Origin of the sequence: Pantoea rwandensis (genome assembly GCF_000759475.1) — a bacterium.
Classification (GTDB): Bacteria; Pseudomonadota; Gammaproteobacteria; order Enterobacterales; family Enterobacteriaceae; genus Pantoea; species Pantoea rwandensis_B.
In genome coordinates, this window is sequence record NZ_CP009454.1 from 4,242,330 (window position 1) to 4,257,170 (window position 14,841).

Genomic DNA, 14,841 nt, shown 5'->3' on the forward strand with positions numbered 1-14,841 from the left:
TTAGCCCCGGGCTTGCAGGCGCATTTCACGTTCCGCTTCCGTTAATGAAGCGAGGAAAGAGTCACGTTCAAATACGCGCGTCATGTAGCCTTTCAGCTCTTTAGAACCGGCACCAACCAGTTCAACGCCCATTTGCGGCAGGCGCCACAGCAGCGGTGCCAGGTAGCAATCAACCAGGCTGAACTCTTCGCTCATAAAGAACGGCGTGCGAGAGAACAGCGGGGCAATCGCCAGCAGCTCTTCACGCAGTTGTTTGCGTGCCGCGTCGGCTTCAGCATTGTTACCGGTTTCGATAGCACGCATCAGCGTGTACCAGTCCTGCTCGATGCGGTGCATCATCAGGCGGCTTTCACCACGGGCAACCGGATAAACAGGCATCAGCGGTGGATGCGGGAAACGCTCATCCAGGTATTCCATGATGATGCGTGATTCATACAACGTCAGTTCACGGTCGACCAGCGTTGGTACAGTGCGATACGGGTTGAGGTCAATCAGATCCTGCGGCAGGTTATCCGTTTCAACCTGCTCGATCTCCACGCTGACGCCCTTTTCAGCCAGTACAATACGTACTTGATGGCTAAAAATGTCAGTCGGACCAGAAAACAGCGTCATTACCGAACGTTTGTTGGCAGCGACAGCCATGAAAACCTCCAAGTTTGTTCACAAAAAGATACTGCGAATAGCCAACCACGCGGCGACTCACCTGCTCATCAGATTCGCACACAGCCAACGTCAGTGGCGCTTTTCCGTCGTCCCGACAGAAATAACGCGCACAACGCTCCGGCTTGCGGGCGCAAAGTGTCAGTGAGTTTACCAGATTTTAAGCAGCTTGTGGGGCAGGGATAATGATTTGCGGGCAAAATGCGGGTAAAGCTCGCGTTTTTAGCGTGAGAAATCGTGAATGGCGGCAATAAAAAACCCGCCGAAGCGGGTTTTTTGAGCAAATTGTGTCTGCCGAAGCAGCAACAATTAACGCTTAGAGAACTGCGGACGACGACGTGCTTTACGCAGGCCGACTTTCTTACGTTCAACTTCACGTGCGTCACGGGTAACGAAGCCCGCTTTACGCAGTTCAGGACGCAGAGACTCGTCGTATTCCATCAGAGCGCGTGTGATACCGTGACGGATCGCACCAGCCTGACCAGAAATACCACCACCTTTAACAGTGATGTACAGGTCAAATTTACCAACCATATCAACCAGCTCCAGCGGCTGACGCACGACCATGCGTGCAGTCTCGCGACCGAAGTATTGCTCCAGTGAGCGCTGGTTAATTACGATGTTACCGCTACCCGGCTTGATGAAGACGCGAGCGGCAGAGCTTTTGCGGCGACCAGTGCCGTAGTTTTGAGTTTCAGCCATTGCCTATAATCCCGATTAAATGTCAAGAACTTGCGGTTGCTGCGCCGCGTGAGTGTGCTCGTTGCCTGCGTAAACTTTCAGTTTACGGTACATAGCACGACCCAGTGGGCCTTTCGGCAGCATGCCTTTAACCGCGATTTCAATCACACGCTCAGGACGGCGCTCGATCATCTCTGCAAAGGTCGCTTGCTTGATACCACCGATGTGGCCAGTGTGGTGATAGTAAATCTTGTCATTACGCTTGTTGCCGGTTACAGCAACTTTCTCAGCGTTCAGAACGATGATGTAATCACCGGTATCAACGTGCGGAGTGTATTCCGCTTTGTGCTTACCACGCAGACGGCGCGCCAGTTCAGTCGCCAGGCGACCCAAGGTTTTGCCCGTTGCGTCAACAACATACCAGTCACGCTGTACGGTTTCTGGTTTAGCTGTAAAAGTTTTCATTGAAAAGCTTACCCAAATAAAAAGTTACACGTTGGTGAAATCCCAAACGCTAAGTAAACGATTGAGGCTCACACGACCATTTTGCCCAGCAAGCCACCCCTTCAAGTGAGTTACCGGATCACATCGAGTTCTTGGGAAAGAAAACCGATGCTGTAACGTGGGGTCGCAAGATTATAGAGAAGTCGAACTCAAAGATCGAACCTTTTTGCATCGAAATCCTGCGATTTTTGCCCACGTCATCAGGGCAGATGCGGCAGACGCAAATACTCTTCGCTTTGCATCTCCTGCAAACGCGACAAGCAGCGTTGATACTCAAACTTCAGGCGCGTGCCCTGATAAATTTCAAACAATGACGTTTCGGCCGCCACCACCAGTTTCACGTGGCGCTCGTAGAATTCATCGACCAACGCCAGGAAGCGGCGTGCCTGATCTTCCGTCTTGTAAATCATCACCGGCACATCATACAGCAATACGCTGTGGAAGCGGCGTGATAGCTCGATGTAGTCATGCTGGCTACGCCCGGTGCCGCACAGCGTGAGGAAATCGATCGCCAGCACGCCTTCGTTAACGCCCAGCGTTGGCATCTCACGATGGTTAATGTCCAGCACGGGGGCATCTTCACGCGGCTTACCTGAAAGCGCGCGGAACATGCGCTCCATTTCGGCATGCGTGTCCTCATTGAGCGGGAAATTCCACAGATGGGCTGACGTGAGGGTACGCAAGCGATAGTCGATACCCGCATCGACGTTCATCACATCACAATGACGTTTGATCTGCTCGATGGCGGGCAGAAAACGCGGGCGCTGCAGGCCATTGCGATAGAGATCGTCAGGCGGAATATTGGAAGTCGCCACCAGCGCAATGCCGCGATCAAACAGCGCTTGCATCAGCGTACCCAACAGCATCGCATCCGTAATGTCTGAAACGAAGAATTCGTCGAAGCAGAGAATATCGGTCTCCGCTTTAAAGCGGTCGGCCACGATCAGCAGCGGATCGCTATGGCCTTGTAACTGCGTCAGTTCTTCATGGACGCGCAGCATAAAGCGGTGAAAATGAAGACGAAGTTTGCGGTCGCCAGGAATAGACTGAAAAAACAAATCCATTACCCAGGTTTTACCGCGACCCACGCCGCCCCACATATACAGCCCGCGCACCGGGGCTTCGCTGCTGCTTTTCTCTTTACCCATCAGCTTTGACAGGCGGCCAAACAGCCCTTTCGCCGCAGGTTCCTGCGAGGGCTTGCGGGCAATCAATCCTTGCTGGATAGCATCTAAACGGGTAATGGCTTCACGTTGTACATCATCCGGGCGGAACTCGCCCTGTGACAGCGCCTGCTCATAGCGGGCAAGCGGAGATGAGGTTTGCATGGTTCTCTCAGAATCCCTGAAAAAGTCCGATTCACGGGTCGGTTGGCGAAAATTAGGCCGCTCTACAGTAAGCGATGCAGCCCGATAGTTCCACTTCCATAAGATTATTGGTTATAGTGGCTGCTATTGAAGTGGAAACAGAAGCAATGCCCTACGAAGCAACGGAAATTACACGGGAGTCATTATGACCTGGGAATACGGGCTGATTGGTTTAGTGATTGGCATTATTGTCGGCGCAGTCGTTATGCGTTTTGGCAACAAGAAGCTGCGTGAGCAGCGAAGCATGCAGTACGAACTGGAAAAATCGAAGGCTGAGCTGGCAGATTATCGTGAAGAGCTCACCAACCACTTTGCGCGCAGCGCAGAATTGCTGGACAACATGGCACATGACTACCGCCAGCTGTATCAGCATATGGCGAAGGGTTCGAATGACCTGCTGCCAAATCTGCCGGGCGAAAAAAATCCGTTTGCTTATCAGTTAACGGAAGCCGAAGCGGACAACGATCAGGCACCGGTGCAAATGCCGCGTGATTACTCTGATGGCGCATCGGGTTTGCTGCGTGGTAGCGACCGTACTCCGCGTAAATAATCCTTTTGGGGCACAGCTTAGCTGTGCCCTTTTTGTTTTCCGAACACTTACGCCAAACTACTGTCACACTTTCTATCCCCTTTCTTCTTTCGCAGCGAGAGCGTTGTAGCAATGAAAAAACAAGCACGACTGTTAAGCGCATTAGCCTTGAGTATTGGGATGAGTCTGGCGGCAACGCCTGGCGCGATGGCGACGCTGCCCGCACAGGTGCAGGGACAAGCACTGCCGAGTCTGGCACCCATGCTGGAAAAAGTTCTGCCCGCGGTCGTTAGCGTGCATGTTGAAGGCACCGACAGCGGCCAGCAGGCACAGGATATTCCTGAACCGCTAAAGCGCTTCTTTGGCCAGGCACCGGGACAATCCCAGCCGCAACCGTTTGAGGGCCTTGGTTCAGGTGTCATCATTGATGCGGCTAAAGGTTACATTCTCACCAACAATCACGTGGTAAACGGTGCCGATAAAATCAGCGTCCAGCTCAGCGATGGCAATGAATATGATGCCAAGCTGATTGGCCATGATGAGCAAACCGATATCGCGCTGATCCAGGTTGAAGGCGCTAAAAATCTGACGCAGGTGAAAATCGCCGACTCCGACGCGCTGAAAGTGGGCGATTTTGCCGTGGCTATCGGTAACCCCTTCGGTCTTGGCCAAACGGCCACCTCCGGCATTATTTCGGCGTTGGGCCGCAGCGGGTTGAACCTTGAAGGCCTGGAAAACTTCATACAGACCGATGCAGCGATCAACCGAGGTAACTCTGGCGGTGCGCTGGTGAACCTGAATGGCGAGCTGATTGGTATCAACACCGCGATTCTGGCCTCCAGTGGCGGCAACATCGGTATCGGCTTCGCGATCCCAAGCAATATGGCGATGAACCTCGCGCAGCAGCTGATTCAGTCTGGTGAAGTGAAGCGTGGTCAGTTGGGCATTAAAGGCACCGAAATGACGCCTGACATCGCCAAAGCCTTTAACGTTGACGCGCAGCGCGGTGCCTTTGTTTCTGAAGTGCTGCCTAATTCAGCGGCGCAGAAAGCGGGCATTAAAGCGGGCGACATCATCACCTCCATCAATGACAAAGCGATCACCAGCTTTGCCGAGCTGCGCGTAAAAGTGGGCACCACCCCACCAGGTCAGCAGGTGAAAATTGGTCTGCTGCGTGAAGGCAAACCGGTGACCGTGACCGTGACGCTGGAACAGAGCGCGCAAACCACCGCCAGCGCCCAGCTGATGTCTCCGGCGTTACAAGGTGCCACCTTGAGCGATGGTGCCTCTAAAGCCGGTGATAAAGGCGTGAAAGTGGATGCCATCGAAAAAGGCACGCCAGCGGAGCAGGCAGGTTTGCAGAAAGATGATGTGATTGTCGGTGTGAACCGCGATCGTGTGACCTCGCTGGCTGAAATGCGTAAAGCGCTGGAAAGTAAACCCGCGATCCTGGCACTGAACGTGGTGCGCGGCGACGAGAGCATTTACTTACTTATGCGATAATCCTCGTAACAGGCGGACAAGCAGGTGTTTGTCCGCCTTTCTCATGTTATTCTGCCCAGCGATCCCACCTTTCCTGAAATAACACCATGTTTCTTAAACTTTTGCGTTCTGTGGTGATGGGCCTGATCGTAGCGGGTTTGCTGCTGGTTGCGATTCCTGCGCTGCGTATGAGCAGCAACGTCACCTTTGATCATGACAACAGTGATGATGAATCCCCCGTGAGTTTCAATCAGGGGGTGCGCCGCGCTGTGCCTGCGGTGGTCAACGTCTACAACCGCAGTGCCCATGGCAACAACAATCGCGGTATCACCACGCTGGGTTCTGGCGTAATCATGAACGTGAAAGGCTACATTCTCACGAACAAGCATGTGATTAATAACGCCGACCAGATCATCGTGGCGTTGCAGGATGGCCGCTTCTTTGAAGCCACTTTAGTGGGTTCAGATGCGATGACCGATTTAGCGGTGCTGAAGATCAGCGCCACTAACCTGCCGGTGATTCCGATTAACGCGAACCGTATCGCACATATCGGCGATGTGGTGATGGCGATTGGTAACCCCTACAACCTCGGGCAGACCGTCACTCAGGGCATTATCAGTGCCACCGGGCGCGTGGGCTTGAGCTCATCGGGTCGTCAAAATTTCCTGCAGACCGATGCATCCATCAATCAGGGCAACTCAGGCGGTGCGCTGATTAACTCGCTCGGCGAACTGATGGGCATTAACACCCTGACATTTGATAAAAGCAATGATGGCGAAACGCCGGAAGGGATTGGCTTTGCGATTCCAACCGCGTTGGCAACCAAGATCATGGATAAGTTGATTCGTGACGGTCGGGTCATTCGTGGCTATATCGGCATCACCGGCCGTGAGCTGCCGCCGCTACACGGTCAGGGCAGCAGTCTGGATCGTGCACAGGGTATTATCGTCAGTGAGGTTACGCCAGGCGGGCCAGCCGACCAGGCAGGGATTCAAGCCAATGATGTGCTTTTACAGGTGAACGGCAAACCGGCGCTGTCGGCGCAGGAAACCATGGATCAGGTCGCCGAGATTCGTCCAGGATCGGTGATTCAGGTGCAGGTTCTGCGTAACGAACAGAAGATGATGCTGCCGGTCACTATTCAGGAGTTTCCAGAGGCACCTGCCGCTCCCACGACACAGCAGTAACGATGAAATGAACAGCGGCGCAATATGCGCCGCTGTTGTCTGAATCACCCTATCCCGAGCAAGAATAATTAGCTACGATCCACCGGGAAGGCAATCACGTCGCTTAATGCATTGGCTTTCAACGCCAGCATAATCAAACGATCCACACCCAACGCCACACCTGAACAAGCAGGCATGCCATGTGCCAGCGCATCCAGCAGGTTGGTATCAATCGGATGCTGCGGTAAGCCACGCGCTGCACGGCGACGATTATCCTGCTCAAAGCGCTGACGCTGTTCGCGGCTATCGGTTAACTCGCGGAAGCCGTTAGCCAGCTCCACGCCTTTGTAATACACCTCGAAACGCTCAGCGACGCGATGATCCTCAGTGCTGATTTCGGCCAATGCCGCCTGACTGGCCGGGAAGTGATACACGAAGCACGGTTTGTCGTTACCAATCTTCGGTTCAACACCCAGCATAAACAGCAGCTGCAACAAGGTATCACGGTCTTCTTCACGGTTCGCCAGTTCACCCTCACCCAACTTCGTCGCGGCTTCACGCAGCTGCGTTTTATCCGCTGACAAAGGATCAAGTTCCAGATGGCGAATAAACGCCTGCTGATACGATAAAGATTCGGCGCTATCGCACTCTAGCACCTGCTGCATCAGATCATCGACTTCATTCATCAGGCGATACATATCATAGTGAGGACGATACCACTCCAGCATGGTGAACTCTGGATTATGATGACGACCTGCCTCCTCATTACGGAAGCAACGCCCCATCTGATAGATCGGGCCACTGCCCGCCGCCAGCAGGCGCTTCATATGATATTCCGGGCTGGTCATCAGCCACAGATCGCGCCCTTCCGCTGCGCCTGGACCCACAAAGCGCGTCTGGAATGGGACCAGATGGATATCCGTGATGGTCGCCTGGCTCATTGCCGGGGTATCGACCTCCAGCACGCCGCGATCGGCAAAGAAACGCCGAATTTCCGCTAAGATAGCGGCGCGTTTCAACAAATTGGCAATGGGTGCGCTCGGCTGCCAGCTTGCCGTTTCGCTCATGTTGGTGACTCCTTATACAGATAAGGGGGAGAAGTCTACCCGTATTGGCTACGGCAAACAACGGCGTGACGGGATCGAAGGCGTTAGCGGTGCTTTTTCAGACAAAGAAAGAGGAAGTCAGGAAATCCGGTACGAAATCGGGTTTCGCACCGGTTTGGATCACTGTGCGCTGCGCTGAATCGCTTTGCCACCGGCCTGAACGTCCTCGCCAACACCACGGGTGGTGTTGCAGGCGGTCAACACAGAGGAAAGCACCAGAACAGAAAGAATCGCGACAATACTTTTCTTTAACATAGCCATATCCTTGTTGGTTGCAATAAAAGTACAGCCATTCAAGCATAGACCTTATACACGACCTTGCTGGCTAAGCCGCTGAGAAAAGGCGGCGCCCTCGCAATTTATTTATAAGCTGCGCGTGAAATGGCACCGCCCAAATGGGAGACGTCTTCACCAAAGCCGTGGAAAGTGTTGCAGGCACTTAAAGCAGAAGAGACCAGCAACGCAAAAACAGCCAATTTCGCCATCTTTTTCATTATTCTGAACTCATAAAGGAAAAAAGGCGCATCGAGTGATGCGCCTGATTTGGCAATTATTTTACGCGCGAAACGTATTCGCCAGAGCGGGTGTCAACTTTAACCACTTCGCCAATCTGCACGAACAGTGGAACTTTGATCACTGCGCCAGTAGACAGGGTCGCTGGCTTGCCGCCGGTACCGGCAGTATCACCTTTCAGACCTGGATCTGTTTCGATGACTTCTGCTTCGATGAAGTTCGGTGGCTGAACAGCGATCGCTTTATCGTTCCACAGGGTAACGATACAATCCGCATTGTCCTGCAACCATTTGGTCACGTCGTCCAGCACTTTAGATTCGATCTGATACTGCTCGAAAGACTCTGGGTGCATGAAGTAATAGAAGTCGCCGTCGTTGTAAGAGTACTGCAGCGTCATATCACGAACGTCTGCGCCTTCGGCAGAGTCGGTAGATTTGAAGGTCTTCTCAACGCGAGAACCGGTCAGCAGACGACGCATTTTAACGCGTGCAAATGCCTGGCCTTTACCCGGTTTAACGAACTCACTGGCTTCGATGGCATATGGCTCGCCTTCGAACATGATTTTAAGACCGGGACGGAAATCGTTGCTAAGATAAGTCGCCATAAAGGCCCTCTGTAAATATTGAACTGGTAATAGCCAAAAAAATGGCAAACATTGTAACCCTAAATCCCCCCATCAGAGAAGATTGGTTGCAGCAACTTGCTGATGTTGTCACCGATCCTACTGAATTACTGCAACTTTTATCTCTCGAACAGCATGCGGATCTGGCCGCAGGCAACGATGCGCGCAAGCTTTTTGCGCTGCGCGTGCCGCGTGCCTTTATTCAGCGCATGACGCCAGGCGATGCAAACGACCCCCTTTTGCTGCAGGTGGTGACCAGCCGTCAGGAGTTTGTTGATGCGCCAGGTTACAGCACTGACCCGCTGGATGAGCAAAGTAGCGTGGTGCCCGGTTTATTGCATAAGTATCGCAACCGTGCGTTGTTGCTGGTGAAAGGTGGCTGTGCGATTAACTGCCGTTACTGCTTCCGTCGCCATTTCCCCTATCAGGATAATCAGGGCAATAAGCGCAACTGGCAGGCGGCGATTGATTACATCGCTGAGCATCCAGAGCTGGATGAGATTATCTTCTCGGGTGGCGATCCGCTAATGGCCAAAGACCATGAGCTGGCGTGGCTGGTCGGCGCGCTGGAGAAAATCCCGCACCTGAAGCGTCTGCGCATTCATAGCCGCCTCCCGGTAGTGATCCCCGCACGCATTACCGAAGGGTTATGCCAGATTCTGGCCGAAACGCGCCTGCAAGTGCTGATGGTGAGCCATATCAACCACGCGCAAGAGATTGACGATGAGCTGCACTACGGCATGCAGATGCTAAAACGTGCGGGCGTCACTTTACTTAATCAAAGCGTGCTGCTGCGCGGTATCAATGATGATGCACAAGTGCTGGCTAACCTGAGCAACGCGCTGTTTGATGCCGGCATTCTGCCCTATTACCTGCACGTGCTGGATAAAGTACAGGGCGCGGCGCATTTCTTTGTGTCGGATGATGAAGCCCGTGCGCTAGTGCGCCAGTTGTTAACCATGGTATCGGGTTATATGGTGCCGAAGCTGGCGCGCGAGATTGGTGGTGAGCCGAGCAAAACACCGCTGGATTTACAGCTACGTCAGGAATAACCGCCGCGCGAGACATTGCGCCCACAAAAAAAGCCGCATCAGCGGCTTTTTTTACATCTCTTTCATACCATTACGGGCACTTATACACCTGACCAGACATTTTGCTGTCAAGCGGTGCGAAAGCTGAGAGCAGGTTCTGCGTTGGGCTGGTTGCACCGTAAATCACGTTGCCACCCATCTCTGCCGCGCGGTTACGCAGGTCATTGGCTGCGCCACGCAAAGAACTGCCTTCACCGCCTGATCCGCTCAACCAGTTGCTCTGTGAGCCGGTGACATTGCCCAGCAGCTGACATTGGCTTCCAGGCTGTTGGTCAACGAAAGTGACACGCTGTCCGCCGGAACTCAGTTGATTGGAGCTGCTGCAGCCCGCTAGCAGTAAAGTCCCTACCGCCAGTCCGAGCAAGAGGTTAATCCGCATTGTAATCCCCATTTATTATCATCAGTGTCGGGCGGCAGCGTAGCAGAAAAGCGCACTTTTTTTCTGAACATTCATTGCCCTAAACCCGCAAAGCCGAAGTATTGCGCTCATACTTATACCTTGTTCGCCACCAAAAGAAAAACCCCCGACCGTTTCCAATCGAGGGTTTTTCACATGACTTAAGCAGTCAGGGGCAAATTACATCATGCCGCCCATTCCGCCCATGCCACCCATGCCGCCAGCGCCACCTAAATCAGGAGCATCGCCTTTAGGCAGGTCGGTCACCATCGCTTCGGTGGTGATCATCAGGCCCGCAACAGAAGACGCGTACTGCAGCGCAGAACGGGTCACTTTGGTTGGGTCCAGGATACCGAAGTCGAGCATGTTGCCGTACTCTTCAGTCTGTGCGTTGTAGCCGTAGTTGCCGTCGCCCGCTTTCACGTTGTTAGCAACAACAGATGGCTCTTCACCGGCGTTAGAAACGATCTGACGCAGTGGTGCTTCCATTGCGCGCAGCGCAACTTTGATACCCACGTTCTGATCTTCGTTCTGACCTTTCAGGCCAGAAGCAGCGATTTTCGCTGCAACGCGAACCAGTGCAACACCACCACCAGCAACCACGCCTTCTTCAACCGCAGCACGGGTAGCGTGCAGGGCATCTTCAACGCGTGCTTTCTTCTCTTTCATTTCAACTTCAGTGGCTGCGCCCACTTTCAGAACGGCTACGCCGCCTGCCAGTTTCGCTACGCGCTCCTGCAGTTTTTCTTTGTCGTAATCAGAAGTGGCTTCTTCGATCTGCTGACGGATCTGAGTGACACGGCCCTGGATTGCGCCCTGATCGCCCACGCCATCGATGATGGTAGAAGTATCTTTATTGATCACAACGCGCTTAGCCTGACCCAGGTCTTCCAGGGTGGCTTTTTCCAGGTCCAGACCGATCTCTTCAGAGATAACGGTACCGCCAGTCAGGATAGCGATATCCTGCAGCATTGCTTTACGACGGTCGCCGAAGCCTGGTGCTTTAACCGCAGCCACTTTCACGATACCGCGCATGGTGTTAACCACCAGTGTTGCCAGTGCTTCGCCTTCAACATCTTCAGCGATGATCAGCAGTGGTTTACCGGCTTTTGCAACCGCTTCCAGTACTGGCAGCAGCTCACGGATGTTAGAGATTTTCTTATCGGCTAACAGGATGAATGGAGCATCCAGTTCGATAGCACCCGTCTCTGGCTTGTTGATGAAGTACGGAGACAGGTAGCCGCGGTCGAACTGCATACCTTCAACCACGTCCAGCTCGTCCTGCAGGCCGGTGCCTTCTTCAACGGTGATAACGCCTTCTTTGCCCACTTTCTCCATCGCGTCAGCGATCAGAGTACCCACGGATTCGTCGGAGTTAGCAGAGATGGTACCTACCTGAGCAATCGCTTTAGTATCCTGGCAAGGAACAGACAGCGCTTTCAGCTCTTCAACGGCTGCAGCAACGGCTTTATCGATACCGCGCTTCAGGTCCATTGGGTTCATGCCAGCCGCAACAGCTTTCAGGCCTTCGTTCACGATAGACTGAGCCAGAACGGTTGCAGTGGTGGTGCCGTCGCCCGCAGCGTCGTTCGCTTTAGAGGCCACTTCTTTCACCATCTGTGCACCCATGTTTTCGAACTTGTCTTCCAGCTCGATTTCACGCGCAACAGAAACACCATCTTTGGTGATGGTCGGTGCACCAAAAGATTTATCCAGAACCACGTTACGGCCTTTCGGGCCCAGGGTAACTTTTACTGCATCTGCCAGTACGTTCACGCCACGCAGCATTTTTACGCGCGCGTCATTACCGAATTTTACGTCTTTAGCTGCCATTTCAAATATCCCTTAAATTCGTTTCGTTCAGTGAATTACGCGTAATTACGCTTCGACAATCGCCAGGATGTCGCTTTCAGAGATGATCAGAACTTCTTCGTTGTCGATCTTCTCAGTTTTGGCGCCGTAGCCTTCGCTGAAGATAACCAGATCGCCAACTTTCACGTCCAGCGGCTTAACATCGCCGTTTTCCAGGATGCGGCCATTACCCACAGCCAGAACTTCACCACGAGTTGATTTGCCAGCTGCAGAGCCGGTCAGAACGATACCGCCAGCAGATTTAGCTTCAACTTCTTTACGCTTGACGATAACGCGATCGTGCAACGGACGAATTTTCATTTGGTAGCTCTCCTTTGAGAAATCCAATCATTCAGTTTTTTGGGTTGAGCCGGACTGCATGGCTTCCGGCCTCGTGGAGAGAGAGATAGGGTCACTAAAAAGGGCTTTCAAGGGGAAAAAAATAAAAAATTTTCGTTTGCGTAACAGATGGCGAAAAAGGCAGCAAAAAGGCGGCTTACGCCGCCTTGGTTAGACTCAGTGATCTTTATCGTGGCCAATACGATCCTGATCCTTTCGTTCGTATTCACCATCCATGGTATAGCCACTGTCCGGCCCTGCGCCGGGTCCGCGCCACACACGCAGATGCGGCATTAATTTCAGCGTCAGGTGCTTCTGTACCGGCGGTAACAGCAGCAGCAGGCCAAGAAAGTCAGTAAAAAATCCTGGCAACAGCAACAGAAATCCTGAGATGATCAGTGAAACGCTTTTGGTCATCTCCGCCGCTGGGCTTTCATTGCGCGCCAGCTTCTCCTGCATCAGACGGAAGTTCTTCATACCCTGGTTCTTCACCAGCGACACACCGATGCACGAGGTGAAGATCACCAGTAGCATGGTGAGCAGCACGCCGAGGGCATGTGCAACCTGAATGAAAATTGAGATCTCAATCCAGGCCAGAACAAAAAAAATCACGAACGGTATCCAGCGCACCGATATCTCCTGTGAGTAGGGCTGCCTCGCTTCTTGCCAGGCAGCAGAAAGGGATGGTCTGTCTGACCGTATAGATAGAGATGGGCATCTCAACCCGTGATTTCAACCGATCCTGCCAAATTTTTCCCACTGACTTAAAATTGCGAACTACATCACATATCGTTATTACCGCTGGGCCAGTAAATGCCCGTAAAGTGATCTGTGCACAAACAATTCTGTAACAACAGAATATGATCGTGCCCGCCAGCCCGAAGATGGATAATATGTCGGCACTGGTATTCCACGACAATATAATTGCTTCACCTGCACAGTAATTGTCGCCCGACCATCCCGGTCGCCCGGCAGTGACACCGCAGAAATAATAAGAAGGTAATCATGGCGAACAACATTCGTATCGAAGAAGACCTGTTAGGCATGCGCGAAGTCCCGGCAGACGCTTACTACGGTGTTCATACTCTGCGTGCGATTGAAAACTTCTACATTAGTAACAACAAAATCAGTGACATACCGGAGTTTGTCCGCGGTATGGTGATGGTGAAAAAAGCAGCCGCGCTCGCCAACAAAGAGCTGCAAACAATCCCTCGCAACATCGCAAACACCATTATTCAGGCCTGTGATGAAGTGCTGAATAACGGTAAATGCATGGATCAGTTCCCGGTTGACGTCTACCAGGGCGGCGCGGGTACCTCGGTTAACATGAACACCAATGAAGTGCTGGCGAACATCGGCCTGGAGCTGATGGGCCACCAGAAAGGTGAATACCAGTACCTTAACCCGAACGATCACGTGAACAAGTGTCAGTCCACCAACGACGCTTATCCTACCGGTTTCCGTATCGCGGTTTACGCCTCCATCCTGAAATTGCTGGATGGCATTAGCCAACTGAGCGAAGGCTTCCAGCGTAAAGCGGTCGAGTTCGAAAATATCCTCAAGATGGGTCGTACTCAGCTTCAGGATGCGGTACCGATGACGCTGGGCCAGGAGTTCCACGCGTTTAACGTGCTGCTGAATGAAGAAACCCGCAGCATTCTGCGCACGGCTGAACTGCTGCTGGAAGTAAACCTGGGCGCCACGGCAATCGGGACTCGCCTCAACACGCCGGATGGCTACCAGCAACTGGCGGTTCAGCGTCTGGCGGAAGTCAGTAATCTGCCAGTGGTACCTGCAGAAGACCTGATTGAAGCGACGTCCGACTGCGGTGCTTACGTGATGGTGCACTCCGCGCTGAAACGTCTGGCGGTGAAACTGTCGAAGATCTGTAACGACCTGCGCCTGCTCTCTTCCGGGCCACGTGCGGGTCTGAACGAAATCAACCTGCCAGAACTGCAGGCCGGTTCGTCAATCATGCCAGCCAAAGTGAACCCGGTCGTGCCAGAAGTGGTGAACCAGGTGTGCTTCAAGGTTATCGGCAACGACATTACCGTGACCATGGCGTCCGAAGCGGGTCAGCTGCAGCTGAACGTGATGGAACCGGTGATTGGCCAGGCGCTGTTCGAATCGATCAGCATTCTGACCAACGCCTGCTTCAACCTGCTGGAAAAATGCGTCAACGGCATCACGGCTAACAAAGCCGTATGTGAAGCTTACGTGTTCAACTCCATCGGTATCGTCACTTATCTCAACCCGTATATCGGCCACCATAATGGCGATATCGTCGGCAAGATTTGTGCGGAAACCGGTAAGAGCGTGCGTGAAGTGGTGCTGGAGCGCGGGTTGCTAACCGAAGCGGAACTGGATGACATCTTCTCGATTCAGAACCTGATGCATCCGACCTACAAAGCCAAACGCTACACCGACGAAAACGAACAGTAATCCGTTCCGGATCAAGTCGCAAAAAAGCACGCTTGTATACACTACGGCGTGCTTTTTTCTTATTGGCGGCTACAACTTTAAGAGTCAGGAT

At 53.0% G+C, this 14,841-nt stretch carries 17 protein-coding genes; 5 read left to right on the forward strand and 12 right to left on the reverse strand.

Annotated features, from left to right (window positions below):
• The 4 genes from sspA to zapE form a co-directional block, all read right to left on the reverse strand.
• Complete coding sequence (sspA, locus tag LH22_RS19455) at positions 1-642, reverse strand: stringent starvation protein SspA (protein WP_034826645.1); 642 nt, start codon at positions 640-642, stop codon at positions 1-3.
• Positions 643-969: 327 nt separating this feature from the next.
• Entirely contained in the window at positions 970-1,362 is a 393-nt protein-coding gene (gene rpsI / locus LH22_RS19460) for a 30S ribosomal protein S9 (RefSeq protein ID WP_034826648.1), read from the reverse strand.
• A 15-nt stretch (positions 1,363-1,377) separates the two neighbouring features.
• Positions 1,378-1,806 (reverse strand): 50S ribosomal protein L13, encoded by a 429-nt coding sequence (rplM, locus tag LH22_RS19465; RefSeq protein ID WP_038649517.1) that lies wholly within the window; start codon positions 1,804-1,806, stop codon positions 1,378-1,380.
• A 239-nt stretch (positions 1,807-2,045) separates the two neighbouring features.
• The gene (gene zapE / locus LH22_RS19470; RefSeq protein ID WP_038649520.1) at positions 2,046-3,173 is read right to left on the reverse strand and encodes a cell division protein ZapE; all 1,128 of its coding nucleotides are present in this window, start codon (positions 3,171-3,173) and stop codon (positions 2,046-2,048) included.
• Between the two features lie 184 nt (positions 3,174-3,357).
• Here zapE and zapG point away from each other — a divergent pair, with 184 nt between their 5' ends.
• The 3 genes from zapG (at position 3,358) to degS (ending at position 6,410) form a co-directional block, all read left to right on the forward strand.
• A complete protein-coding gene (gene zapG, locus LH22_RS19475; RefSeq protein WP_034826655.1) occupies positions 3,358-3,762 on the forward strand; it encodes a Z-ring associated protein ZapG in 405 nt (134 codons plus the stop codon).
• 111 nt (positions 3,763-3,873) lie between these two features.
• A complete protein-coding gene (gene degQ, locus LH22_RS19480) occupies positions 3,874-5,244 on the forward strand; it encodes a serine endoprotease DegQ (RefSeq protein WP_038649523.1) in 1,371 nt (456 codons plus the stop codon).
• An 86-nt stretch (positions 5,245-5,330) separates the two neighbouring features.
• Positions 5,331-6,410 (forward strand): outer membrane-stress sensor serine endopeptidase DegS, encoded by a 1,080-nt coding sequence (gene degS / locus LH22_RS19485; RefSeq protein WP_038649525.1) that lies wholly within the window; start codon positions 5,331-5,333, stop codon positions 6,408-6,410.
• Positions 6,411-6,478: 68 nt separating this feature from the next.
• Here degS and epmA read toward each other — a convergent pair whose 3' ends face one another.
• The 4 genes from epmA to efp form a co-directional block, all read right to left on the reverse strand.
• Positions 6,479-7,456, reverse strand: a complete 978-nt coding sequence (gene epmA, locus LH22_RS19490) for an elongation factor P--(R)-beta-lysine ligase (RefSeq protein WP_038649528.1) — start codon at positions 7,454-7,456, stop codon at positions 6,479-6,481.
• Positions 7,457-7,615: 159 nt separating this feature from the next.
• Complete coding sequence (locus LH22_RS19495; protein WP_038649531.1) at positions 7,616-7,750, reverse strand: entericidin A/B family lipoprotein; 135 nt, start codon at positions 7,748-7,750, stop codon at positions 7,616-7,618.
• Positions 7,751-7,854: 104 nt separating this feature from the next.
• Positions 7,855-7,989 carry an entericidin A/B family lipoprotein gene (locus LH22_RS19500; RefSeq protein WP_038649534.1) on the reverse strand — a complete coding sequence of 45 codons (135 nt, stop codon included), beginning with the start codon at positions 7,987-7,989 and terminating at the stop codon, positions 7,855-7,857.
• A 56-nt stretch (positions 7,990-8,045) separates the two neighbouring features.
• A complete protein-coding gene (gene efp, locus LH22_RS19505; RefSeq protein WP_034826669.1) occupies positions 8,046-8,612 on the reverse strand; it encodes an elongation factor P in 567 nt (188 codons plus the stop codon).
• 41 nt (positions 8,613-8,653) lie between these two features.
• On the opposite strand from efp, the gene epmB reads away from it, so the two are divergent.
• Complete coding sequence (gene epmB, locus LH22_RS19510) at positions 8,654-9,682, forward strand: EF-P beta-lysylation protein EpmB (protein WP_038649538.1); 1,029 nt, start codon at positions 8,654-8,656, stop codon at positions 9,680-9,682.
• Positions 9,683-9,752: 70 nt separating this feature from the next.
• On the opposite strand, the gene LH22_RS19515 is transcribed toward epmB, so the two are convergent.
• From LH22_RS19515 to LH22_RS19530, 4 genes are all read right to left on the reverse strand, one after another.
• Positions 9,753-10,100: a DUF4156 domain-containing protein gene (locus LH22_RS19515; protein WP_034826674.1), complete on the reverse strand. Its 348-nt coding sequence runs from the start codon at positions 10,098-10,100 to the stop codon at positions 9,753-9,755.
• A 198-nt stretch (positions 10,101-10,298) separates the two neighbouring features.
• On the reverse strand, positions 10,299-11,951 hold the full coding sequence (gene groL / locus LH22_RS19520; RefSeq protein WP_038649541.1) for a chaperonin GroEL: 1,653 nt from the start codon (positions 11,949-11,951) through the stop codon (positions 10,299-10,301).
• A 45-nt stretch (positions 11,952-11,996) separates the two neighbouring features.
• Positions 11,997-12,290: a co-chaperone GroES gene (locus LH22_RS19525; protein WP_021507766.1), complete on the reverse strand. Its 294-nt coding sequence runs from the start codon at positions 12,288-12,290 to the stop codon at positions 11,997-11,999.
• Between the two features lie 195 nt (positions 12,291-12,485).
• Positions 12,486-12,938, reverse strand: a complete 453-nt coding sequence (locus LH22_RS19530) for an FxsA family protein (RefSeq protein ID WP_038649546.1) — start codon at positions 12,936-12,938, stop codon at positions 12,486-12,488.
• 375 nt (positions 12,939-13,313) lie between these two features.
• Here LH22_RS19530 and aspA point away from each other — a divergent pair, with 375 nt between their 5' ends.
• Positions 13,314-14,750 (forward strand): aspartate ammonia-lyase, encoded by a 1,437-nt coding sequence (gene aspA, locus LH22_RS19535; RefSeq protein ID WP_007886584.1) that lies wholly within the window; start codon positions 13,314-13,316, stop codon positions 14,748-14,750.
• Positions 14,751-14,841: the final 91 nt, after the last annotated feature.

Bases quoted from the DNA above. Each gene is read 5' to 3' on its own strand.
- degQ (WP_038649523.1), top strand. From the start codon at position 3,874: ATGAAAAAACAAGCACGACTGTTAAGCGCATTAGCCTTGAGTATTGGG.
- epmB (WP_038649538.1), top strand. From the start codon at position 8,654: ATGGCAAACATTGTAACCCTAAATCCCCCCATCAGAGAAGATTGGTTG.
- rpsI (WP_034826648.1), bottom strand. From the start codon at position 1,362: ATGGCTGAAACTCAAAACTACGGCACTGGTCGCCGCAAAAGCTCTGCC.
- LH22_RS19495 (WP_038649531.1), bottom strand. From the start codon at position 7,750: ATGTTAAAGAAAAGTATTGTCGCGATTCTTTCTGTTCTGGTGCTTTCC.
- epmA (WP_038649528.1), bottom strand. From the start codon at position 7,456: ATGAGCGAAACGGCAAGCTGGCAGCCGAGCGCACCCATTGCCAATTTG.
- aspA (WP_007886584.1), top strand. From the start codon at position 13,314: ATGGCGAACAACATTCGTATCGAAGAAGACCTGTTAGGCATGCGCGAA.
- sspA (WP_034826645.1), bottom strand. From the start codon at position 642: ATGGCTGTCGCTGCCAACAAACGTTCGGTAATGACGCTGTTTTCTGGT.
- zapG (WP_034826655.1), top strand. From the start codon at position 3,358: ATGACCTGGGAATACGGGCTGATTGGTTTAGTGATTGGCATTATTGTC.
- zapE (WP_038649520.1), bottom strand. From the start codon at position 3,173: ATGCAAACCTCATCTCCGCTTGCCCGCTATGAGCAGGCGCTGTCACAG.
- groL (WP_038649541.1), bottom strand. From the start codon at position 11,951: ATGGCAGCTAAAGACGTAAAATTCGGTAATGACGCGCGCGTAAAAATG.
- degS (WP_038649525.1), top strand. From the start codon at position 5,331: ATGTTTCTTAAACTTTTGCGTTCTGTGGTGATGGGCCTGATCGTAGCG.
- LH22_RS19500 (WP_038649534.1), bottom strand. From the start codon at position 7,989: ATGAAAAAGATGGCGAAATTGGCTGTTTTTGCGTTGCTGGTCTCTTCT.
- efp (WP_034826669.1), bottom strand. From the start codon at position 8,612: ATGGCGACTTATCTTAGCAACGATTTCCGTCCCGGTCTTAAAATCATG.
- LH22_RS19525 (WP_021507766.1), bottom strand. From the start codon at position 12,290: ATGAAAATTCGTCCGTTGCACGATCGCGTTATCGTCAAGCGTAAAGAA.
- LH22_RS19515 (WP_034826674.1), bottom strand. From the start codon at position 10,100: ATGCGGATTAACCTCTTGCTCGGACTGGCGGTAGGGACTTTACTGCTA.
- rplM (WP_038649517.1), bottom strand. From the start codon at position 1,806: ATGAAAACTTTTACAGCTAAACCAGAAACCGTACAGCGTGACTGGTAT.